Genomic DNA, 21,095 nt, shown 5'->3' with positions numbered 1-21,095 from the left:
GACCTGGTCCGAGCCCTTCTCTTCCGTAGTCTTCGGCCCTACGCCCCGGTCCGCCTCTCCAGGCGGCTGCCGCGCGGCAGGGTGACGGACATGATGTCGCTGGGCGCCTCCACCGCGATGCGGTGCCAGCGGCCGCGCGGCACGATGACCGCGGTGCCCGGCGTCAGGCTCGTCTCCTCCTCCGGCCCGCCCGGCCGCTCGGGACGCAGGACGAGGCGTATCCCGCCGGTGAGGCAGGAGACGACCTCGTCGGCGGCGGTGTGGATCTCCCAGTGATCGCCGTGGACGTCGTCGTCGGTCTCCACGTGGAAGGTCATCACCTGCCAGCCGTCCCGCTCGGGGTCGAACGCGGGTTCCTCGGCGCTCACCTCGCCGCCTGCGCCGAGGTGGATGAAAGAGGTGAAGAGGCCGAACGAGGTGAGGGTCATGTCGGGGCGTCCTTTCCGGGTAGGGGGTACGGCCGGTTCACTCGGCCAGGGCGCGGCGCAGGGCCGCGCTGAGTTCGGTGACCTGCCGACGGGAGACGTCGGCGGAGAGGATCGCCTGGGAGCCGTGGAAGGTGCCGGGCCACTGGTGCAGCTCGACCGGGACGCCGGCCTGGAGCATACGCAGGGCGTAGGTGATGTCCTCGTCGCGGTTCGGGCACAGCTCCGCGGTGGCCACGTAGGCGGGCGGCAGGCCGGCGAGATCGGTGGCCCTTGCGGGGGCCGCGTAGGGCGTTGCGGGTGCCGCGCCCAGGTAGTGCCGCCACGACGCGGCGACCCTGGCGCGGTTCATCCAGGGCGTGTCGGTGAAGTTCCGCTGCGACCACGTCTCCTGCCGGTCGTCGAGTCCGGGCTGGTTGAGCAACTGGAAGCGGATCGGCGGCCCCTGCCGGTCCCGCGCCCGCAGGGCCAGCGCGGCCGCCAGGCCTCCGCCGGCGCTGTGCCCTCCGACCGAGATCCGCTCCGGGTCGATGCCGAGTTCGGCCGCGTGCCGGGCGGTCCAGGTCAGCACGGCGTACGCGTCGTCGAGAGCGGCCGGGAACCGATGCTCGGGGGCCAGGCGGTAGCCCACCGAGATGACCACCGCGCCGGAGCTGCCGGCGAGCCGGGCGGCCCACGGGTGCTCGGTTTCCAGGTCGCCCATCACGAATCCGCCGCCGTGCAGCCAGACGATGGCGCCCTGCGCCTGATGCGGGCGGTAGACGCGGACCGGCACGTCCGGGTCGGCGGGAACTGTGCGGTCCTCGACCTCCATGCCGGAGGTGTCCGGTGCCGGCACGGAGGCGGCCAGTTCGGCGAAGTTCTTGCGCTCGACGACCGGGTCGGTCAGGTCGGCACGAGGGAACAGCGGTACGAATGCCTCGAGTTCAGGGTCCATGCCGGCCATCCTCACCGTCGAGCGGCCCCCGGAGCATCCGCCAACCGTCGAACCACCGGCCCCCGTTCGGCACCGATCGGCGCTCGGAACTCCTAACGAATGATCTTCGAGGTGGTCGGATCACTCAGGACCGGCCGGCCCCGCCACCCGAACGACCATGCTGTTCTCTTCATCAGCAAGGTGGATGAGGTCCACCGGACCATGCTCAGGTAACCAGCGCGACCAACCCCACCACCACGAACGCGGCACCGGCCAGCAGGACAGGGCCGCCCAGCAGCAGGATGAGCACCGCGCCGAACACGAGCTGTCCCGTCGTGCGGCGACCGACCTTGGTGGTCTCGGGGTCCGCGGGGTCGTACGTGATCTCCGCCCGCTCGGCACCCCCGTCCGAGCCCGTGCGCTCACGCCGTACGCCGTGGCTGTCGACGTACGCGTAGGTGTACTGCTCGACACCGTTGTACCAATGGGACCGCAGCATCCGCCCTTCCACCGTGATCCCCCGGGTACGCAGCACCCAGGCCTCCCGGAACACCCGCCGTCCGCCGTACACGCCCAGCCCCCCCCAGGAGCGATCACCACGGGCGCCACCGACCAGAGGACTGCCGGGACCACCCCGGCGCTCTCACCAGCAGCAGGACGAGCACCAGCACATACCCGCCCCCCAGGCTCCACCAGAGCGGACGAACCCGGTTTGGTGCCGCCCGTTCCAGCGGCTCCTCGGTCATCAGACCCACTCCGAGCTCGGGACCGGAGAGGACCGTTCAGCCGTATGACGAAGCGGGGGCATCTGGCTCGATGCGGAAAGTCGCCGATTCACGCTCCGGCGCCTTGCGATGCACGGCACCGGACCACGCGACCTGATCGGACGCTCATAGTGCAAGGACCCCTTATCCTCTCGCCATGGAGGCACTGGCCGTACGACTGTCGCAGTTGGACGCGCAGGTCGAGGGCGCGATACGCGTCGTCATGTTCTACGACACCCTGATGCGCCGCCGGGTGGACCTTCCGGCACTGGCCCGGGCCTCGGCGGGTCTGGCTGAGTGCGTGGCCGGGATCCGGCTCCATGGCACCGGGCGAGCGATCCGCTTCTCACCGGGCGGCGGGGAAGCGCCCACCCCGCCCGCACCCGCCTCCACGACGGTGCAGATCACCCTCGACGAGGAGGAGATCGGCGCCGTGTGGCTGGAGCGGCCCGGCAGTACCCTGCCGCTCGACGAGGTGCTGCTGGACCGGCTCGCCCTCGCCGTCGCCGCGGCCGTCGAGCGTTACGGACCTGCCCGTACGACCATGGCCGACCCCGCCCTCGTCGAACTGGTGGTCAGCTGCGACACCGAGGAGGCGGCCAGGGCCCGGGCGTTGCGGCTCCTGGGCTTCGCCGCCGATCTGCCCGTGCACGTCGTCGCCGTACGGTCGCGGCTTCCGCTCGACCGGATCGGCGGCCTGCTCTGTCCGGCCCGACCGGTGAAGGCGGCGCCGCTCGCCGACGTGGGCGTCATCCTGGCCACGACCGTGGACCGGGCGCGGTTCCCCTCCGGCGTGCGCGCGGGCATCGGCGCCGCCGACAGTCCCGACCGGTCCTGGCAGCAGGCCCGCACGGCCCTGCGTTTCACCACCGCGCGCCGGCCGGTGGTGTCGCACGCCGAACTGGGCGCACTGGCATTGCTCGCCGAGCTGCCGTCGGACGCCGTACGGGCCAACGCCGACGTGACCGCGATCGCCCGGCTCGCCGACACCCCGGAAGACCTCCGGACGCTGGAGGCCTACTGCGCCACGGGCGCCCTGCGCCGGGCCGCCGACCTGCTCCATCTCCACCACAGCAGCGTGGCGCGGCGGCTGGAGTTGATCGGCAGGACCCTGGGCTTCGAACTCACCGAGCCCGCAGGCCTGTTGCGCGCCGGTCTGGCTCTCACGGCCTGGCGACTGCTGGACGGCTGACGACCGGGCCCGGGGACCGCGTCAAGCCGCCCCGCCGTCGCTCCGGCGGGCGCCTTTGCTCCGGGTGTGTCACAAATGCCCTCTTCCTGTCACACATGTCGCGTGTACGCGGATGTTCCGTCACACCCGGCGCACCGGCCACGCCCTGTCCCACCGGGTGTCGTTGACCGGGGAGAGGCTTGTGATCGCCAGCGCAGCGCCCGGCTCCCCCGGACGGCCGCCCCCCGGCCGCCGCCGCGGTGCGCGCGGGGAGGTGCACGTCATGACCGACCGAAGGCTCTGGTCGTACAAGGAGATCGCGGCGCACATCAAGGTGCAGCCGGACACCGTGCGGTCCTACCGCAAACACGGGCTGCTGCCACCACCCGACCACGTCGAGAGGGGCAAGCCCTACTGGTACGCCGACACCGTCCGGGCATGGGTCGCCTCCCGGCCCGGCAATCGCGGCCGAAGAGCCGAGTGAGCCTTCCCGCCACGGCACCGTGCCCCACCGTCGCGTGGGGCGCGGCCGTTTCGCGGGCGCCGCGTCGTCGCCGCCCGGTTCGTCGCCCGGTTCGCCGCCTGGGGCCTCAGCCCCACGGCTCGATGACCGTCGCCCCCGCTACCGGCGCCGTTCCCATCGCCGCCAGCGCGGACGGGGCGTCGTCCAGCCGGATCGTGGACGTCACCAGCAGGTCCGGACGCAGCGCGCCGCTGCGGACCAGCTCCAGCATCGGCGGGTAGCTGTGCGCGGCCATGCCGTGGCTGCCGAGCAGTTCGAGCTCCAGGGCGATCGCGCGGCCCATCGGAACGGGTGTCGTGCCGTCCGGCGAGGGCAGCAGGCCCACCTGGACGTGCCTGCCGCGGCGGCGCAGGCCGTTCACGGAGGCGGCGCAGGTGGCGGGTGAGCCGAGGGCGTCGAGCGAGAGGTGCGCGCCGCCGCCGGTGAGGTCACGGACCGCCGTCGCGGTGTCCGGCACGGCTGCCGCGTCCACGCAGTGCGCGGCCCCGAACGCCCGCGCCAGCTCCAGGGCGCCGGCCGATACGTCGACGGCCACGACCCGCGCACCCGACGCCGCCGCGATCATCACCGCCGACAGCCCGACCCCGCCGCAGCCGTGCACCGCCACCCACTCCCCCGCGGCGACCCGGCCCTGCCGCACCACCGCCCGGTACGCCGTGGCGAACCGGCAGCCGAGCGAGGCCGCCGTCGCGAAGGACAACTCGCCGGGAAGCGCCACGAGGTTGACGTCGGCGTGGTCCAGCGCCACGTACTGGGCGAAGGAGCCCCAGTGCGTGAAGCCCGGCTGGGTCTGGCGCTCGCACACCTGGTGATCGCCCGCCGCGCAGGACGGGCAGGTGCCGCAGGCGCAGATGAACGGCACGGTGACCCGGTCGCCGGGCTGCCACCCGGTCACCCGGGCGCCCACCGCCTCGACGACCCCGGCGAGTTCATGGCCCGGCACGTGCGGCAGCGTGATGTCCGGGTCGTGGCCCTGCCAGCCGTGCCAGTCGCTGCGACACAGCCCGGTGGCCTCGACCCGCACGACGACGCCGTGCTCCGCGGGCTCCGGGTCCGCGACCTCCCGCACCTCGGCCGCCTCCGCGTACCGCTCGAACACCACGGCCCGCATGCCCCACCCGCCTTCCGTTCGTGTCCTGCCCGGGTCCTTGGAAGGTCCACACACCCGGGGCCATCGGCACCTCGGGGGAACGCTAACCCCTGCCATGAGGGCCGACGGGTGGGACGTCGGGGACTGATACCCCCTAGGGGTACAGTTGGGTAGGTGAGGATCCCCCGCAGGTCCCCACGGCCCCACATGCCTCGACGAGGAGTAACGACATGACCGCCCAGACCGACACCACGGGCCCCGTCACCACCGTCTTCAAGGTGAGCGGCATGAGCTGCGGCCACTGCGAGGGCGCCGTCTCCGGTGAGATCTCCCAGATCTCCGGCGTCAGCTCCGTGACGGCCGTCGCCTCCACGGGCGAGGTCACCGTGGTCTCCGCGGCCCCGCTCGACGAAGAGTCCGTACGCGCCGCCGTCGACGAGGCCGGTTTCGAACTGGCCGGCCGGGTCTGAGCCCGAACGCTGGCCGGCCGGGTCCGAGCCCGAACGACCGAATCGAAGCGCCTGAGACACGCCAGTCCAGGCACTCGCACCCATGTACGGGCCGTACGCCGCCGCCCCGGCCCGTACGGCCCGCTCCCCTTCCCGGGCGCCCCGCATCTCCTGGAGTGAGGACATGACCAGCACCACCGCCCAGGCGCCGACCGGCCGTGAGCCCGCGGTCCGCGAGGTCGAGCTGCTCGTCGGCGGGATGACCTGCGCCTCCTGCGCGGCGCGTGTGGAGAAGAAGCTCAACCGCATGGAGGGCGTCACCGCCACGGTGAACTACGCGACGGAGAAGGCCCGGGTCACCTTCCCCGAGGGCACCGAGGTCGCCGACCTGATCGCCACCGTGGTGAAGACCGGGTACACCGCCGAGGAGCCCGCGCCCCCGCGGGAGGAGGTGCCCACCGGCGAGGAGGAGGACCCCGAGCTGTCGGCCCTGCGCCGGCGCCTCGTCGTCTCCGCCGCCCTCTCGGTACCCGTCATCCTGACGGCAATGGTCCCGGCGCTCCAGTTCGACAACTGGCAGTGGCTCTCGCTCACCCTCGCCGCCCCGGTCGTCGTCTGGGGCGGACTGCCCTTCCACCGGGCCGCCTGGACGAACGCCCGGCACGGCGCCGCCACCATGGACACGCTGGTCTCCCTCGGCACGCTGGCCGCGTTCGGCTGGTCCCTGTGGGCGCTGTTCCTCGGTGACGCCGGAATGCCGGGCATGCGGCACCCCTTCGAGCTGACGGTCTCGCGCGGCGACGGCGCCTCCTCGATCTACTTGGAGGTCGCCTCCGGCGTCACCGCCTTCATCCTGCTGGGCCGCTACCTGGAGGCCCGCTCCAAGCGCCGCGCCGGAGCGGCACTCAGAGCACTGATGGAGCTGGGCGCCAGGGACGTGACCGTGCTGCGCGACGGGCGCGAGCTGCGTATCCCGGCGCAGCGGCTGGCCGTCGGCGACCGGTTCGTCGTACGGCCCGGCGAGAAGATCGCCACCGACGGCACGGTCGTCGAGGGCACCTCCGCGGTGGACGCCTCGATGCTGACCGGCGAGTCGGTGCCGGTGGACGTGACAGCCGGGGACGCGGTCACCGGCGCGACGGTCAACGCGGGCGGCCGGCTCGTCGTCGAGGCCACCCGGGTCGGCGCCGACACCCGACTCGCGCGGATGGCGAAGCTGGTGGAGGACGCCCAGAACGGCAAGGCGGAGGTCCAGCGGCTCGCCGACCGGATCTCCGGGATCTTCGTGCCGGCCGTGCTGTTGATCGCCGTCGCCACGGCCGGGGCGTGGCTGGGGCTGACCGGCGACAGTGTCGCCGCGTTCACCGCCGGTGTCGCCGTCCTGATCATCGCCTGCCCGTGCGCCCTGGGTCTGGCCACCCCGACCGCGCTGATGGTCGGCACGGGCCGCGGCGCCCAGCTCGGCATCCTCATCAAGGGCCCGGAGGTCCTGGAGTCCACCCGCCGGATCGACACGGTCGTCCTGGACAAGACCGGCACGGTCACCACGGGCCGGATGACCCTGCAGGAGGTCCACGTCGCCGAGGGCGCCGACGAGAAGGAGGTGCTGCGGCTCGCGGGCGCCGTCGAGCACGCCTCCGAGCACCCCGTCGCGCGCGCGATCGCCCTGGGCGCCCGCGAGAGGGTCGGGGAGCTCCCGGGCGTCGAGGAGTTCCGGAGCGTCCCCGGGCGGGGCGTACACGGGCACGTGGAGGGCCGTGAGGTCGCCGTGGGGCGACTCTTCGACGACGTGCCGCCGGAGCTGGCCCGTGCGCGGGACGAGGCCGAGCGGGCCGGCCGTACGGCCGTCCTGGCCGGCTGGGACGGGACGGCGCGGGGCGTGCTGGCCGTGGCGGACGCGGTCAAGGAGACCAGCGCCGAGGCCGTGCGCGAGCTGCGCGCCCTGGGGCTCACGCCGGTGCTGCTGACCGGGGACAACCGGGTGGTGGCCGAGGCGGTGGCCGGCACCGTCGGGATCGACCAGGTGATCGCGGAGGTCCTGCCCGAGGACAAGGTCGACGCCGTACGGCGGCTGCAGGCCGAGGGGCGGGTCGTCGCCATGGTGGGTGACGGCGTCAACGACGCGGCCGCGCTCGCCACCGCCGATCTGGGGCTGGCCATGGGCACCGGCACGGACGCGGCGATCGAGGCGGGCGACCTGACCCTGGTCCGCGGCGATCTGCGGGTGGCCGCGGACGCGATCCGGCTCTCCCGCCGCACGCTGTCCACGATCAAAGGCAACCTCGTGTGGGCCTTCGGCTACAACGTGGCCGCGCTGCCGCTGGCGGCCGCGGGACTGCTCAACCCCATGATCGCGGGGGCCGCGATGGCCTTTTCGTCGGTGTTCGTCGTGACGAACAGTCTCCGACTGCGGACATTCCGGTGAAGTCGCCCGAATTCTCCCTAAGTTCATGGCGAACGCGATTTGAGCCCCTCTGGAGTCCCGGGCCCGGCTCACATAAGCTCTTCACAAGTCTCGCGCGTCATCCTTACGCTTGGGTCCCGGACGGCATATCCGGGTCAGTGCGCACCTGGCGGACATATGCAAGAGACGCAGATCACAGTGATGTGAACGTAACCATCCAAGGGGTTCGAAGGTCTAAGTTGACGATGTCGGGGAGCGTCTTGGGGGGCGTCACCTGGCATCTGGAGATGTCTTGGGGGACTTCTCCGGAGATGCGTTGCCGGGGCACGTACACCGGGAAGCTTTGAGCGGCCCTCCCGGGCGTGCGCTGTCCCGGCAGATCGCACACCACAGCAGTACGGCGAGTTTTGCTCGTTCTGCTCAACAGCGGTTCAGGCGCTGTCCTCACAGACGCCCGGCCGGATCCCGTGGGGGGAATCCGTACCGGGACTGGGAAGGCGCCCTGGTCGTCGGCCCGTGGGGGGACCGGCGCGCCGGGGCGCCTTCTTTATTGCCGCTCGGCGACTCGGGCAGGACCGCTCCACGGCTCCCACGCGTTCGTGCGCCGCACCCGCGCACGCGAAAGCCCCCGCACCCGGCAAGCGGATACGGGGGCTCGAAGCGGTACGCGCCTCAGCGTTCCTCGACGGGAACGAAGTCCCGCTCGACCACGCCCGTGTAGATCTGGCGCGGGCGGCCGATGCGGGAGCCCGGCTCCTTGATCATCTCGTGCCACTGGGCGATCCAGCCCGGAAGCCGACCGAGGGCGAACAGGACCGTGAACATCTCGGTCGGGAAGCCCATGGCCCGGTAGATCAGGCCGGTGTAGAAGTCGACGTTCGGGTAGAGGCTGCGCGAGACGAAGTAGTCGTCGGAGAGCGCGTGCTCCTCCAGCTTCAGCGCGATGTCCAGCAGCTCGTCGGACTTGCCGAGCGCGGACAGCACGTCGTGCGCGGCGGCCTTGATGATCTTGGCGCGCGGGTCGAAGTTCTTGTAGACCCGGTGGCCGAAGCCCATCAGGCGGACGCCGTCCTCCTTGTTCTTCACCTTGCGGATGAAGGTGTCGACATCGCCGCCGGAGTCGCGGATGCCCTCCAGCATCTCCAGCACGGACTGGTTGGCGCCGCCGTGCAGCGGGCCCCACAGCGCGTTGATGCCGGCGGAGATCGAGGCGAACATGTTCGCCTGCGAGGAGCCGACCAGGCGGACCGTGGAGGTCGAGCAGTTCTGCTCGTGGTCCGCGTGCAGGATCAGCAGCTTGTCGAGCGCGGAGACCACGACCGGGTCGAGCTCGTACTCCTGCGCGGGGACCGAGAAGGTCATGCGGAGGAAGTTCTCGACGTAACCGAGGTCGTTGCGCGGGTAGACGAACGGGTGACCGATCGACTTCTTGTACGCGTACGCCGCGATCGTCGGGAGCTTGGCGAGCAGGCGGATGGTGGAGAGGTTGCGCTGGCGCTCGTCGAACGGGTTGTGACTGTCCTGGTAGAACGTGGACAGCGCCGAGACGACCGAGGACAGCATGGCCATCGGGTGGGCGTCGCGCGGGAAGCCCTTGTAGAAGTTCTTGACGTCCTCGTGCAGCAGGGTGTGCTGCGTGATGTCGTTCTTGAACGCCGAGAGCTGGTCGACCGTCGGCAGCTCGCCGTTGATCAGCAGGTAGGCGACCTCCAGGAAGGTGGAGCGCTCGGCCAGCTGTTCGATCGGGTATCCGCGGTACCGCAGGATCCCCGCCTCGCCGTCCAGGTAGGTGATGGCGGATTTGTACGCGGCGGTGTTGCCGTAACCGCTGTCCAGCGTCACCAGACCGGTCTGGGCGCGGAGCTTTCCGATGTCGAAGCCCTTGTCACCGACGGTGCTGTCGATCACCGGGTAGGTGTACTCGCCGTCGCCGTACCGCAGTACTACAGAGTTGTCGCTCACGTCTTCCCTCACCGACGTTGTGCCTCATCTTCGAGGTGCCCTGACTGTCTCTACCATCCCCCACTTGGCTCAGGAGAGTGCACTCGGGGTCGACCATCGGGCCTACTGACGGCACTCAGTGCCGCCAACTTGCTCATCCTGCCCCCTGTGTTCCCCTTCCGGAAGGGCTCTGTGACCTTCACGACTCATTTGATCGATCATTTTTCGTTGAACCGAGCCGGAAGTCGAGGGCCGTGCACCTCCGGCCCGCCGAAACCGTGCGCACCGCCTGCCCGATCGCCTTGCGGGAACCGACGAGGACCACCAGCTGCCTGGCCCGGGTGACCGCCGTGTAGAGCAGGTTCCGCTGGAGCATCATCCAGGCGCCCGTGGTGACCGGGATGACGACCGCCGGGTACTCGCTGCCCTGGGAGCGGTGGATCGTCACGGCGTACGCATGGGCCAACTCGTCGAGCTCGTCGAACTCGTACGGAACCTCCTCGTCCTCGTCCGTGAGCACCGTCAGGCGCTGGTCGACCGGGTCGAGCGAGGTCACCACGCCCACGGTGCCGTTGAAGACACCGTTCTTGCCCTTGTCGTAATTGTTGCGAATCTGGGTGACCTTGTCGCCGACGCGGAACACCCGTCCGCCGAACCTCTTCTCGGGCACGTCCGGGCGGCCCGGGGTGACGGCCTGCTGGAGCAGGCCGTTCAGCGTGCCGGCGCCGGCCGGGCCCCGGTGCATGGGGGCGAGCACCTGGACGTCCCGGCGCGGGTCCAGCCCGAACTTGGCCGGAATGCGCCGCGCCGCCACGTCCACCGTGAGCCGCCCGGCCGCTTCCGTGTCCTCCTCGACGAAGAGGAAGAAGTCCTTCATGCCGTCGGTGACGGGGTGTTGGCCGGCGTTGATCCGGTGGGCGTTCGTCACCACGCCGGACTGCTGGGCCTGCCGGAAGACCCGGGTGAGGCGGACCGCGGGGACCGGGCTCCCGTCGGCCAGGAGGTCCCGCAGAACCTCGCCCGCGCCGACGCTGGGCAGCTGGTCCACATCGCCGACGAAGAGGAGATGGGCTCCCGGGGGCACGGCCTTCACGAGCTTGTTCGCGAGGAGCAGGTCCAGCATGGACGCCTCGTCGACCACCACCAGGTCGGCGTCCAGCGGACGGTCACGGTCGTAGGCCGCGTCGCCGCCGGGTTTCAGCTCCAGCAGGCGGTGGACCGTGGAGGCCTCGGCGCCGGTGAGCTCGGACAGGCGCTTGGCGGCCCGGCCGGTCGGGGCGGCGAGCACGACTTTGGCCCTCTTCGCGCGGGCCAGCTCCACGATCGAGCGGACCGTGAAGGACTTGCCGCAGCCTGGGCCGCCGGTGAGGACGGCGACCTTCTCGGTCAGCGCCAGCTTCACGGCGGCCTCCTGCTCCGGAGCGAGTTCGGTCCCCGTACGGCCCTTGAGCCAGCTCAGCGCCTTGTCCCAGGTCACCGTCCGGAAGCCCGGCATCCGGTCCCCGTCGGTGCGCAGGAGGCGCAGCAGCTGGGCGGACAGGGAGAGTTCGGCGCGGTGGAAGGGGACGAGGTAGATCGCGGTGACGGGCTCCCCGCCGTCGGGCCCCGGGAGCTTCTCCCGCACGACGCCGGGGTCCTCGCCGTCCTCCGGGGGCTCGGCCAGCTCGGCGAGGCAGTCGATGACCAGGCCCGTGTCGACCTGGAGGAGCTTGACCGCGTCCTTGATCAGCTGCTCCTCGGGCAGGAAGCAGTGGCCCTGGTCGGTGGACTGCGACAAGGCGTACTGCAGGCCCGCCTTGACGCGCTCCGGGCTGTCGTGCGGGATGCCGACGGACTGGGCGATCTTGTCGGCGGTGAGGAAGCCGATGCCCCAGACGTCGGCCGCGAGCCGGTAGGGCTGGTTCTTCACGACCGAGACGGAGGCGTCGCCGTACTTCTTGTAGATGCGCACGGCGATGGACGTGGAGACCTCGACCGTCTGGAGGAAGAGCATGACCTCCTTGATGGCCTTCTGCTCCTCCCAGGCGTCGGCGATCTTCTTGGTCCGCTTGGGGCCGAGCCCCGGGACCTCGATGAGACGCTTGGGCTCCTCCTCGATGACCTGCAGGGTGTCCAGGCCGAAGTGCTGGGTGATGCGGTCGGCGAAGACCGGGCCGATGCCCTTGACCAGGCCCGAGCCGAGGTAGCGGCGGATGCCCTGGACGGTGGCCGGCAGGACCGTCGTGTAGTTCTCGACGTGGAACTGCTTGCCGTACTGCGGGTGGGAGCCCCAGCGGCCCTCCATGCGCAGGGACTCGCCGACCTGGGCGCCGAGCAACGCGCCGACGACCGTGAGCAGGTCGCCGCCGCCTCTGCCGGTGTCCACCCGGGCGACCGTGTAGCCGTTCTCCTCGTTGGCGTACGTGATGCGCTCGAGGACGCCTTCCAGCGTGGCCGTTCGCCGCTCGCCCGTTCCGGAGGCCCCCGCCTGATCGGTCATGATCCGACGGTACCGCCCGGGTACGACAGCGACGGCGGGCGGGAACGGGAAACGCCTGTCGTATAAAGCGACCGATCAGTATGCGAACAAGGGCTCACCTTTCACGTCGAATTCACAGGAAAGCCCGGAAGCTTTACAGTTCAAGCATCCGAACGGTCCCTTTTGGCGTGCTTTCCCGTGGGACAATCCAGGGGTTCATGCAAAGGGGGCGGACTCGATTCCGGAGCGACCGTGATGCCGATGCCTCCCCCGGGCCCGAACGCCCCTCGGCTGGCGTACACCGCGGGAGCGCTTCTCGTCGGCCTGTGCGCGGTCAGCACGTTGACACTGCTCGTGGTGGCTCCGGCATCGTCCGGGGACCACACGGTGGTGGCTCCGGGGCCTTCCGCGCCGGACGGGAACCCGCCCGGCTCTCCCCCTTCGAGCCGGACTCCCACCCCGGAATTCCACCCCCTTCCGAGCCCGGGACCGGGCTGATTCCCCCTCCCGTTTCCTTCTCCCCGGACCGAATGACAACGAGGAACGATGTCGCCCCAGACCCAGAGCGTCGCCCTGTGGATCATGTCCCTGGCCATCAACGTCACGGCGGCGTGCGCGGGGATCGTGTGGGGCTGGGAGGCCTTCGCGCAGTTCCTGCTGCCGGCGTTCGGGTCGGTGGTGGGGGCGTCGCTGGTGAGCTACAGCCTGCGGCGGTGAGGGGGCGGCCGGAAAGTCGATTGCCGCCGCGCTTTCCGCCTGAGTAGCCACCCCCACCATGCCCCCGGCCCTCCGCACCCCGCGGCTCCTGCTGACCCCCTACACCCCGGACGACGAGGACGACTTCATCGCCCTGTTCCAGGACACCCGGGTGTCCCGCTGGATGGGGGACGGACCCTCGTCCGAGGCGGAGGACCGGGCCCTGTTCGGGCGGATCTTCAGCAAGGTGTACGCGCAGGACCTGTTCGACGTGTGGGCGGTCCGGCGCGACGGGCGGCTGGTCGGGCACGCGGAGATCAAACGGACCGACGAGGCTGGCGGGCACGAGATCCTCTACGCCCTCGCCCCCGACGTCTGGGGCGGCGGGCTCGGGACGGAACTGGCCGAGGCGCTCGTGAGCCACGGGTTCGGCACCCTCGGGCTCACCGAGGTGCACGCCACGGTCGCCGCTCAGAACGAGGCCTCGCTGCGCCTGCTCGGCCAGATCGGTTTCGCGCACGTCAGGGACATCGAGGAGGCCGACGGCGGCCTCACCCGCGTGCTGACCCGGTGGGCGACGTGACCTTCCCGAGAATCGGCAAGAATTTCTTACCCCGCCGTGCAACCCTTCCCGCCCCTCGGGGGTCGTACTTGGTGTCAGGACTTCTGGAGGGGGATCCGGGGGGATCGCGGGGGTCCTGGCGGGAGGGGAAAAGCCGAGGGGGCGCGGTCGACGGACCGGGCCCCCTCGAAACCGTTCCGGAGCGTCTCAGAAAAAGACACCGCAGCGCAGCAGCACGTTCGCGTACGGCCGTGCCTCGCCCGTGCGCACGACCAGCCGGGCCCCCGCCGACAGCTCCTTGAGCCGCTCGTGCGGGACGAGGTCCAGCGTGGGGAAGCAGCCGTCCAGCAGCTTCGACGCCTGCGGATTCGCCCGTCGTACCTCCTCCGCCGCCGTCGCCCCCTCGACGACCAGCTCCGCCAGCAGCCCCTCCAGCACCTCCGCGAACGCCGGCACCCCGGCCCGGAAGGCCAGGTCCACCACACGCGGGCCGTCGGGTATGGGCATGCCCGCGTCGCACACCAGCACCCCGTCGCCGTGGCCCAGTTCGGCCAGTGCACCAGCGAGATGGCGGTTCAGTATTCCTGCCTTCTTCACAGCTCAGCGACCTCCGCCGCGGTCGGGAAGGACGCCTGCGCGCCCTCCTTCGTCACCGTCGCCGCACCGACCCGCGCCGCGTACGCCGCCGCCTCGGCCGGGGACTCGCCCGCACCGAGCCGGTAGGCCAGCGCGGCCGTGAACGCGTCGCCCGCGCCCGTGGTGTCCACCGCGTCCACCTTCACGGACGCGACACGGCGGACGCCTTCCGCCGACGCCACCAGCGCGCCGGCCGAGCCCAGCGTCACCACCACCGACCGCGGGCCCTTCGCCAGCAGGATCCGCGCCCAGTCCTCGGGAGCGTCCCCGACGGCCAAGTCGCCCAGGATCACCTTCGCCTCGTGCTCGTTGACGATCAGCGGATCGCAGGCCGCCAGCACCTCCTGCGGCAGAGGGCGCGGCGGCGACGGGTTGAGGACGAAGCGGCTGCCCGGCGCCAGGTTGCGTACGACCTCCACCACGGTCTCCAGCGGGATCTCCAGCTGCGCCGACACCACCCGGGAGCCCTGGAACAGGCACCCGGCGGCACGCACGTCCTCCGGGGTCAGCCGGCCGTTCGCGCCCGGTGAGACGACGATGCTGTTGTCCCCGGACGGGTCGACCGTGATCAGCGCGACCCCGGTCGGCGCACCGCCCACCAGGACACCCACCGTGTCGACGCCGGCCTCCCGCTGCGAGTCCAGCAGCAGCCGGCCGTGCGCGTCGTCGCCGACCCGGGCCAGCAGAGCCGTACGGGCGCCGAGTCTGGCGGCGGCGACCGCCTGGTTCGCGCCCTTGCCGCCCGGGTGGACGGCCAGATCGGAGCCGAGCACGGTCTCGCCGGCGCCGGGCCGGCGCTCCACTCCGATCACCAGGTCGGCGTTGGCCGACCCCACGACCAGGAGGTCGTAGTCGTACATGAGTTGTCTCCCCACGTGAGTGACATGGGCGGGCGGTCCACACGTCGTGTGACCCGCCCGCCGTTCCCCGATGTCAGCCGCTGAAGCCGGCCACGTTCTCCTTCGTGACCACCTTCACCGGCACCTTCACCGTCTCCTCGACCTTCTTGCCCTGGAGCGCCTTCAGGGCGTTGTCCACGGCGATCCTGCCGAGGTGGGACGGCTGCTGCGCCACGGACGCGTACAGCGTGCCGCCCTCGACCGCCTTGAGTCCGTCAGGCGTGCCGTCGAAGCCGACCACCGAGACCGACTTGCCGGCCTTGGAGCCCAGCGCCTTGACGGCGCCGAGCGCCATCTCGTCGTTGGCCGCGATGACGCCCCGGACGTCCGGGTGGGCCTGGAGCAGGTTGGACATCACGTCGAGGCCCTTGGTGCGGTCGAAGTCGGCGGGCTGCTGGGCCACGACCTGGATGCCCGGGTAGGCCTTGAGGCCCTTGGCGAAGCCCTCGGCGCGCTCGCGGGCGGCGGAGGTGCCGGCCTGGCCCTGCAGGATCACGATCTTGCCCTTGCCGCCCAGCTTGTCGGCGATGGTCTTGGCGGCGAGTTCACCGCCGGCGACGTTGTCGGAGGCGACGAGCGTGTCCACCGGAGCCTTGTTGACGCCCCGGTCCACCGCGATGACGGGGATCTTCGCCTTGTCGGCCACCTTCACGGAGTTGCTCGCCGCGTCCGAGTCCACCGGGTTGACGATGATCGCGCCGAGGCCGGCACTGGTGAAGTTCTGCAGCTGGTTGGCCTGCTGGGAGGCGTCGTTCTGGGCGTCCGTGACGGTGAGGTCCACGCCCAGCTTCTTCGCCTCGGCCTGGGCGCCCGCCCGGATCTGCACGAAGAAGGGGTTGTTGAGGGTGGACAGCGACAGGGCGATCTTCGGCCTGCTCGTGGCGGAGGAGCCGTTGTGCAGGAAGGACGTGGCGCCGACGATCGCGACGGTGACGACGGCGGCGAGCCCGTACGTCGCCGCCTGCTTGCCCTTGTTGCCGCCGGTGCCGGCCGCGAGAGGGGTCGCCCCGGCCTTGCGGCGGGCGGTGTCGAGGAGCACGGCCAGCGCGATGACGACGCCGATGACGACCTGTTGCCAGAACGCGGAGACGTTCAGCAGGTTCAGCCCGTTGCGCAGCACGGCCAGGATCAGCGCGCCGATCAGCGTGCCGGACGCCTTGCCCGTACCACCCGCGAGGGAGGCGCCGCCGATGACGACGGCGGCGATCGCGTCCAGCTCGTAGCCGTCGGCGGCCTGGGGCTGCGCGGAGGACAGGCGGGCGGCGAGCACGACACCGGCGACGGCGGCGAAGACGCCGGAGAAGGCGTAGATGGCGAGCTTCTGCTTCTTCACGCGCAGGCCGGACAGCCGCGCGGCCTCCTCGTTGCCGCCGATCGCGTACATGGAGCGGCCGATGTACGTACGGCCGAGGACGAAGGCGGCGGTCAGGCCCATCACGACCATCACCAGGACCGGCACCGGCAGCCAGCCGCCGAGGGTGTCCCCGAGGTGGGAGACGGAGTCGGGGAAGGCGATCGGGGAGCCCTCGGAGATGACGAGGGACAGACCGCGGGCCACGGACAGCATGGCCAGTGTGGCGATGAACGGCGGCAGCTTGCCGTAGGAGATCAGGATGCCGTTGACCAGGCCGCAGACGATGCCCGTCGCTATGGCGAGGAGTACGGCGAGGAAGACCGGGACGCCCGCCGAGGTGGCGCTCCAGGCGAGGACCGTGGCCGACAGCGCGGCGACCGAGCCGACCGACAGGTCGATGCCGGCCGAGACGATCACGAAGGTGACGCCGAAGGCGAGGATGGCGGTCACGGCCGCCTGGACGCCGACGTTGAGGAGGTTGTCCGTCGTCAGGAAGTCGCCGGACAGCGCCGACATGGCGGTGACGAGGACGATGAGCGCGGTGAGCGCGCCGTTGTCGAGCAGGAGGCGGCGCAGGCCTCCCGAGGCGCCACCCGCGCCCGTCGTGCTCTTGAGCGTGTCAGTGGCCACGGGAGGCCTCCGTTCCGGTCGTGGTCGTTGTCGTGGGAGTGCTGACGGCGAGTGCCATCACGGCGTCCTGGGTCGCCTCGTCGGCGGAGAGTTCACCGGCGATCCGGCCCTGGGCCATGACCAGCACCCGGTCGCTCATGCCGAGCACCTCGGGAAGGTCGCTGGAGATCATCAGGACGGCCGCGCCGGCGGCGGTGAGTTCGTTGACGAGCTGGTAGATCTCGACCTTGGCGCCGACGTCGATGCCGCGGGTCGGCTCGTCGAGGATCAGCACCTTGGTGTCGGCGAGCAGCCACTTGCCGATGACGACCTTCTGCTGGTTGCCGCCGGACAGGGTGCGCACATGCTGGCCGAGCCCGGCCATCCGCACGCCGAGCTGCTCGGCGATCCGCGCGGCCGCCTCGCGCTGGCCCTTGAGGTCGACGAGCCCCGCGCGCGTGGCCGACCGCAGTGTCACCAGGCCGAGGTTCTCCTCGACCGACGCGTCCAGAACCAGGCCCTGCCCCTTGCGGTCCTCCGGGATGAGCCCGACGCCGGCGGTCATCGCCGCGTTGACGTCGTACTTGGCGATCGGGGTGCCGGCGACCTTCACGCTGCCCTTGTCGTACGCGTCGGCTCCGAAGACCGCCCGTACGACCTCCGTACGGCCGGCCCCGACCAGCCCCGCGATGCCGACGACCTCGCCGGCGTGCACCTCGAAGCTGACGTCGTGGAAGGCACCGTCCCGGGTGAGCCCCTGGACGGACAGCAGGGCGGCACCGCGGTCGGCCCGTTCGCGCGGGTACTGCTGCTCGATCGAGCGCCCGACCATGAGCCGCACGAGCTCGTCCTCGGGCGTGGAGGCCGGGACCTGCCCGACGCTCCGGCCGTCGCGGATGACGGTGACCCGGTCACCGAGGGCGGCGATCTCCTCCAGGTGGTGCGTGATGAAGACGATCCCGACGCCGTCCTCACGCAGCCTGCGCACGATCGCGAAGAGCTTGTCGACCTCCTCGGAGGTGAGCACGGCGGTCGGCTCGTCCATGATGAGCACACGCGCGTCCAGGCTGAGCGCCTTGGCGATCTCGACCATCTGCAGGCGGGCGATGCCCAGTTCGCGGACCCGCGCTCGGGGCGACACGTTCACGCCGACCCGCTGCAGCAGGACCTCGGCGTCCGCCTCCATCCGCTTCCGGTCGATCATCTGGAAGCGGCGCGGCTGGCGCCCCAGGAAGATGTTCTCGGCGACCGTCAGGTCGGGTACGAGGTTGAACTCCTGGTAGATGGTGGCGATCCCGAGCCGCTCGGAGTCCTGCGCACCCTGGATGCGCGTCTCCTCACCGCCGACCAGGATCCGCCCGGCATCGGGGGTGTAGGCGCCGGAGAGCATCTTGATGAGGGTGCTCTTGCCCGCGCCGTTCTCACCGAGCAGCACATGCACCTCGCCCCGGCGCAGGTCGAAGTCGACGCCGTCCAGCGCCACCACGCCCGGGAAGGTCTTGCGTATGCCCTCGATGCGCAGCAACTCGTCCGCGTTGCTCACGACGTGCTCCTTTGCACTGGGGTGGGGTTCTCGCCGCACGAGCGGCGTACGACGAGGCGGGCGGGGAGGGTGACGGACTCGCCGGGCCGTCCCTCGATGCGGTCGACCAGGGCCCGTACGGCGGCCCGGCCCAGCTCGCCCGTCGGCTGGGCGATCGCGGTGATCGGCGGATCGGTGTGCACGAACCACGGGATGTCGTCGAACGCGGCCAGCCCGAGGTCGTCCGGGACGCGCAGGCCACGCGCGCGTGCGGCGTCCAGCGCGCCGAGCGCCATCAGGTTGTCGGCCGCGAACACGACCTCGGGCGGCTCGGCCAGGGCGAGGAAGCCCTCGGTGACCCGGCGGCCGCTCTCGGCCTGGAAGTCGCCCTGCCCGGTGTAGGCGTCGGGCAGGTCCAGCCCGTACGCGCCGAGCGCCTCCCTGAAGATTTCCACGCGCTCCCGGCCGGTCGTGGTCGCCGCCGGGCCCGCGATGATCGCGAGCCGCCGGTGCCCGAGCCCGTGCAGGTGCGCCACGAGGTCCCGTACGGCGGCCCGCCCGTCCGCCCGGACCACCGGCACGTCCACGCCCGGGATCCACCGGTCCACGAACACCATGGGCGTCCCGGCCCGGGCGGCGTCCAGCATCAGCGGCGAGCCGCCGTCCGTCGGGGAGACGAGCAGTCCGTCGATCCGGCGGTCCAGGAGGTTGCGTACGTGGTGGTCCTGGAGGTCGGGCCGCTCGTCGGCGTTGCCGATGATGACGCTGTAGCCGAGCGCGCGGGCCTCCTCCTCGACGGAGCGTGCCAGTTCGGTGAAGTAGGGGTTCATCACGTCGCTGATGACCAGGCCGAGGGTGTGGGTCTGGTCGGTGCGCAGGGAGCGGGCGACGGCGTTCGGGCGGTAGCCCAGGGACTCGACGGCGGCCAGCACGCGGGTGCGTGCGTCGGCGCTGACCGACGGGTGGTCGTTCAGGACGCGCGAGACCGTGGCGACGGAGACGCCGGCCTCGGCAGCGACGTCCTTGATGCTGGCCACCGCCGCTCCACCTCCTTGTGGATCAGTCGTGGGAGCACTTGCAGCAAGCGCTCGTGGAATCGATTACATCGTCGGGTGGATGGAATCGATTACACGCCGGTAAATCAAGACCCGCAGGGCACCTCTTGACCGGATCGTGATGTCGCGGGGCGCGGTCCGGCGTTCCAGGCTGGAGGTACGAGGGAGTTTCCGGGGCCGGCCCGACCGGGCCGGAGCGGAGCGGAACCACGGCCGTCGCGAGGAGGAGCACGAGGCGGGGCAGGTGTGCTACCGGGGTCCCGGCCATGTGCCGGTGGCTCTGGAGGGCAGCGAGCTGGCGGAGTCCTCACCGAGCGAGGACTGCCAGCAGGTGATCGACCACGTGGTGGCGCAGGCAGGGTGAATCGGGGAAACCGCCGGGCCGCCGATGAGTTCCGCCGGCCCGAGCGGTCCATCCCTCGACGACCACAGGAGGAGTGCTGTGTCCCAGCTGCTGCGCGTGCAGAACTTCAACGTATCGAGTGACGGATTCGGTGCCGGTGAGCACCAGAGCCTGGAGAGGCCCTTCGGCCACGCCGACCCCGGGCAGATGTTCGCCTGGGCCGGCGCCACGGCGAGCTGGCCGAACCGCGCCGACCCCGGCGGCAGCCGCGGACTCGACGACTACTTCACGCGCGACTTCGCGCACAACATCGGCGCCGAGATCATGGGCCGCAACAAGTTCGGCCCCCAGCGCGGCCCTTGGCAGGACCACGAGTGGAAGGGCTGGTGGGGTGAGGAGCCCCCGTTCCACACGCCGGTGTTCGTCATGACCCACCACGAGCGCCCCTCGTTCACCCTCTCCGACACCACGTTCCACTTCGTCGGCGGCGACCCGGCGGACGTCCTGGAACAGGCGCGCGAGGCGGCCGGGGGCAAGGACGTCCGGCTCGGCGGAGGGGCGGCCACCATCCGGGAGTTCCTGGACGCCGACCTGGTGGACACGCTGCACGTGGCGGTCTCGCCCGGCGTCGTGCTCGGGTCCGGTTCGCGGCTGTGGGAGTCCCCCGAGGAGCTGCTCGACCGCTACCACTGTGATGTGGTGCCGAGTCCGAGCGGGGTGACGCACCACCTGTTCTGGAGGAAGTGACCCCGGGTCAGTCGCGCGCGGGGCGCCTGCTCCGCCACGGCCGCCGCCACTGGTGCTCCACCCGCTGCGGCGACCGCGCCCGCGCGGCCCGGGCGTACGCGCGCCGCACCGAGCAGCGCTGACTCCGCCCCGGTCAGGGCCGGGGCGGTTGGGCGAGCCGCCCCCCTCTGCTCTTCGCGATCCTTTTGACGTCCTGTAGGACTCGCTGAGCCGCCTGGCCAAGTAGTGCAGCTCCGCGCTCGTCACCCGGCGCTCCGCGAGGAGTTCGGCGGCATGCCCGAGCAGTCGGTCCGCCATGTCGATCTGCACGTCCTCGATCTCGTCGGCGAGCCGTGAGACGTAGCCGGTTCCGTCGCCCACGAGGTAGCACGGTCTGCCGTCGGCACTCGTCCAGGGCAACAGCCTCCCGGCCACCGCGTGGTCGCGCGCTCCGCGGTCATGCGTTCGCCTCGGCGATCAGGTAGGGGCGCACCAGTCGGTGGTCCTCTCCCCGGAGCGGACACTCGCCGGGACGGCAGCGGGCCGCCGGGC

Annotated in this window: 19 protein-coding genes and 1 pseudogene; 9 read left to right on the top strand and 11 right to left on the bottom strand. The window is 71.3% G+C overall.

Annotated elements, in window-relative coordinates; translation table 11 throughout:
• Positions 1-38: 38 nt before the first annotated feature.
• The 3 genes from ACWD1U_RS03780 to ACWD1U_RS03770 all read right to left on the bottom strand — a co-directional run bounded on the left by ACWD1U_RS03780 (position 39) and on the right by ACWD1U_RS03770 (position 1,912).
• Positions 39-428: a cupin gene (locus ACWD1U_RS03780; protein WP_451104114.1), complete on the bottom strand. Its 390-nt coding sequence runs from the start codon at positions 426-428 to the stop codon at positions 39-41.
• Positions 429-465: 37 nt separating this feature from the next.
• A complete protein-coding gene (locus ACWD1U_RS03775) occupies positions 466-1,362 on the bottom strand; it encodes an alpha/beta hydrolase (protein WP_451104112.1) in 897 nt (298 codons plus the stop codon).
• 205 nt (positions 1,363-1,567) lie between these two features.
• Entirely contained in the window at positions 1,568-1,912 is a 345-nt protein-coding gene (locus tag ACWD1U_RS03770; RefSeq protein WP_451104110.1) for a hypothetical protein, read from the bottom strand.
• A gap of 350 nt (positions 1,913-2,262) precedes the next feature.
• On the opposite strand from ACWD1U_RS03770, the gene ACWD1U_RS03765 reads away from it, so the two are divergent.
• Positions 2,263-3,297, top strand: a complete 1,035-nt coding sequence (locus ACWD1U_RS03765) for a helix-turn-helix domain-containing protein (RefSeq protein ID WP_451104108.1) — start codon at positions 2,263-2,265, stop codon at positions 3,295-3,297.
• A gap of 262 nt (positions 3,298-3,559) precedes the next feature.
• On the top strand, positions 3,560-3,760 hold the full coding sequence (locus ACWD1U_RS03760; RefSeq protein WP_451104106.1) for a helix-turn-helix transcriptional regulator: 201 nt from the start codon (positions 3,560-3,562) through the stop codon (positions 3,758-3,760).
• Between the two features lie 106 nt (positions 3,761-3,866).
• On the opposite strand, the gene ACWD1U_RS03755 is transcribed toward ACWD1U_RS03760, so the two are convergent.
• Positions 3,867-4,910: a zinc-dependent alcohol dehydrogenase family protein gene (locus tag ACWD1U_RS03755; protein WP_451104105.1), complete on the bottom strand. Its 1,044-nt coding sequence runs from the start codon at positions 4,908-4,910 to the stop codon at positions 3,867-3,869.
• A 209-nt stretch (positions 4,911-5,119) separates the two neighbouring features.
• On the opposite strand from ACWD1U_RS03755, the gene ACWD1U_RS03750 reads away from it, so the two are divergent.
• On the top strand, positions 5,120-5,359 hold the full coding sequence (locus tag ACWD1U_RS03750) for a heavy-metal-associated domain-containing protein (RefSeq protein ID WP_451104103.1): 240 nt from the start codon (positions 5,120-5,122) through the stop codon (positions 5,357-5,359).
• Positions 5,360-5,522: 163 nt separating this feature from the next.
• A complete protein-coding gene (locus tag ACWD1U_RS03745) occupies positions 5,523-7,763 on the top strand; it encodes a heavy metal translocating P-type ATPase (RefSeq protein ID WP_451104101.1) in 2,241 nt (746 codons plus the stop codon).
• A 651-nt stretch (positions 7,764-8,414) separates the two neighbouring features.
• On the opposite strand, the gene ACWD1U_RS03740 is transcribed toward ACWD1U_RS03745, so the two are convergent.
• A complete protein-coding gene (locus ACWD1U_RS03740) occupies positions 8,415-9,704 on the bottom strand; it encodes a citrate synthase (RefSeq protein ID WP_451104099.1) in 1,290 nt (429 codons plus the stop codon).
• Between the two features lie 178 nt (positions 9,705-9,882).
• Positions 9,883-12,162: an SF1B family DNA helicase RecD2 gene (recD2, locus tag ACWD1U_RS03735; protein ID WP_451104097.1), complete on the bottom strand. Its 2,280-nt coding sequence runs from the start codon at positions 12,160-12,162 to the stop codon at positions 9,883-9,885.
• A 525-nt stretch (positions 12,163-12,687) separates the two neighbouring features.
• On the opposite strand from recD2, the gene ACWD1U_RS03730 reads away from it, so the two are divergent.
• Together ACWD1U_RS03730 and ACWD1U_RS03725 are read left to right on the top strand one after the other, a co-directional pair.
• Positions 12,688-12,858 (top strand): hypothetical protein, encoded by a 171-nt coding sequence (locus tag ACWD1U_RS03730; RefSeq protein ID WP_451104095.1) that lies wholly within the window; start codon positions 12,688-12,690, stop codon positions 12,856-12,858.
• A 58-nt stretch (positions 12,859-12,916) separates the two neighbouring features.
• The gene (locus ACWD1U_RS03725) at positions 12,917-13,420 is read left to right on the top strand and encodes a GNAT family N-acetyltransferase (protein WP_451104093.1); all 504 of its coding nucleotides are present in this window, start codon (positions 12,917-12,919) and stop codon (positions 13,418-13,420) included.
• 186 nt (positions 13,421-13,606) lie between these two features.
• On the opposite strand, the gene rbsD is transcribed toward ACWD1U_RS03725, so the two are convergent.
• From rbsD to ACWD1U_RS03700, 5 genes are all read right to left on the bottom strand, one after another.
• Positions 13,607-13,996: a D-ribose pyranase gene (gene rbsD / locus ACWD1U_RS03720; RefSeq protein ID WP_451104091.1), complete on the bottom strand. Its 390-nt coding sequence runs from the start codon at positions 13,994-13,996 to the stop codon at positions 13,607-13,609.
• Complete coding sequence (locus tag ACWD1U_RS03715) at positions 13,993-14,895, bottom strand: ribokinase (protein ID WP_451104089.1); 903 nt, start codon at positions 14,893-14,895, stop codon at positions 13,993-13,995. Before ACWD1U_RS03715 ends, rbsD begins: the two co-directional genes overlap by 4 nt.
• A 73-nt stretch (positions 14,896-14,968) precedes the next feature.
• Positions 14,969-16,918, bottom strand: a complete 1,950-nt coding sequence (locus ACWD1U_RS03710) for an ABC transporter permease/substrate-binding protein (protein ID WP_451104087.1) — start codon at positions 16,916-16,918, stop codon at positions 14,969-14,971.
• Positions 16,908-18,440, bottom strand: a complete 1,533-nt coding sequence (locus tag ACWD1U_RS03705; RefSeq protein ID WP_451104085.1) for a sugar ABC transporter ATP-binding protein — start codon at positions 18,438-18,440, stop codon at positions 16,908-16,910. The genes ACWD1U_RS03710 and ACWD1U_RS03705 overlap by 11 nt, the downstream gene beginning before the upstream one ends.
• On the bottom strand, positions 18,437-19,456 hold the full coding sequence (locus ACWD1U_RS03700) for a LacI family DNA-binding transcriptional regulator (RefSeq protein ID WP_451104083.1): 1,020 nt from the start codon (positions 19,454-19,456) through the stop codon (positions 18,437-18,439). Before ACWD1U_RS03700 ends, ACWD1U_RS03705 begins: the two co-directional genes overlap by 4 nt.
• A 139-nt stretch (positions 19,457-19,595) precedes the next feature.
• On the opposite strand from ACWD1U_RS03700, the gene ACWD1U_RS03695 reads away from it, so the two are divergent.
• The 3 genes and pseudogenes from ACWD1U_RS03695 to ACWD1U_RS03685 all read left to right on the top strand — a co-directional run.
• A complete protein-coding gene (locus tag ACWD1U_RS03695; protein WP_451104082.1) occupies positions 19,596-19,838 on the top strand; it encodes a hypothetical protein in 243 nt (80 codons plus the stop codon).
• A 78-nt stretch (positions 19,839-19,916) separates the two neighbouring features.
• Positions 19,917-20,564: a dihydrofolate reductase family protein gene (locus ACWD1U_RS03690; protein ID WP_451104080.1), complete on the top strand. Its 648-nt coding sequence runs from the start codon at positions 19,917-19,919 to the stop codon at positions 20,562-20,564.
• A gap of 26 nt (positions 20,565-20,590) precedes the next feature.
• Positions 20,591-20,686: pseudogene (locus ACWD1U_RS03685) on the top strand (CGNR zinc finger domain-containing protein); the annotation flags it as partial.
• Between the last annotated feature and the right edge of the window lie 409 nt (positions 20,687-21,095).

Source organism: Streptomyces sp. NPDC002788 (genome assembly GCF_053592115.1).
This window is presented reverse-complemented; position numbering and strand designations above follow the sequence as displayed.

Excerpts from the sequence above, each read along its gene's own strand:
- ACWD1U_RS03780 (WP_451104114.1), bottom strand. The coding sequence starts at position 428 with ATGACCCTCACCTCGTTCGGCCTCTTCACCTCTTTCATCCACCTCGGC.
- ACWD1U_RS03755 (WP_451104105.1), bottom strand. The coding sequence starts at position 4,910 with ATGCGGGCCGTGGTGTTCGAGCGGTACGCGGAGGCGGCCGAGGTGCGG.
- recD2 (WP_451104097.1), bottom strand. The coding sequence starts at position 12,162 with ATGACCGATCAGGCGGGGGCCTCCGGAACGGGCGAGCGGCGAACGGCC.
- ACWD1U_RS03715 (WP_451104089.1), bottom strand. The coding sequence starts at position 14,895 with ATGTACGACTACGACCTCCTGGTCGTGGGGTCGGCCAACGCCGACCTG.
- ACWD1U_RS03760 (WP_451104106.1), top strand. The coding sequence starts at position 3,560 with ATGACCGACCGAAGGCTCTGGTCGTACAAGGAGATCGCGGCGCACATC.
- ACWD1U_RS03745 (WP_451104101.1), top strand. The coding sequence starts at position 5,523 with ATGACCAGCACCACCGCCCAGGCGCCGACCGGCCGTGAGCCCGCGGTC.
- ACWD1U_RS03725 (WP_451104093.1), top strand. The coding sequence starts at position 12,917 with ATGCCCCCGGCCCTCCGCACCCCGCGGCTCCTGCTGACCCCCTACACC.
- ACWD1U_RS03750 (WP_451104103.1), top strand. The coding sequence starts at position 5,120 with ATGACCGCCCAGACCGACACCACGGGCCCCGTCACCACCGTCTTCAAG.
- ACWD1U_RS03695 (WP_451104082.1), top strand. The coding sequence starts at position 19,596 with ATGTCGCGGGGCGCGGTCCGGCGTTCCAGGCTGGAGGTACGAGGGAGT.
- ACWD1U_RS03775 (WP_451104112.1), bottom strand. The coding sequence starts at position 1,362 with ATGGACCCTGAACTCGAGGCATTCGTACCGCTGTTCCCTCGTGCCGAC.
- ACWD1U_RS03765 (WP_451104108.1), top strand. The coding sequence starts at position 2,263 with ATGGAGGCACTGGCCGTACGACTGTCGCAGTTGGACGCGCAGGTCGAG.
- ACWD1U_RS03730 (WP_451104095.1), top strand. The coding sequence starts at position 12,688 with ATGTCGCCCCAGACCCAGAGCGTCGCCCTGTGGATCATGTCCCTGGCC.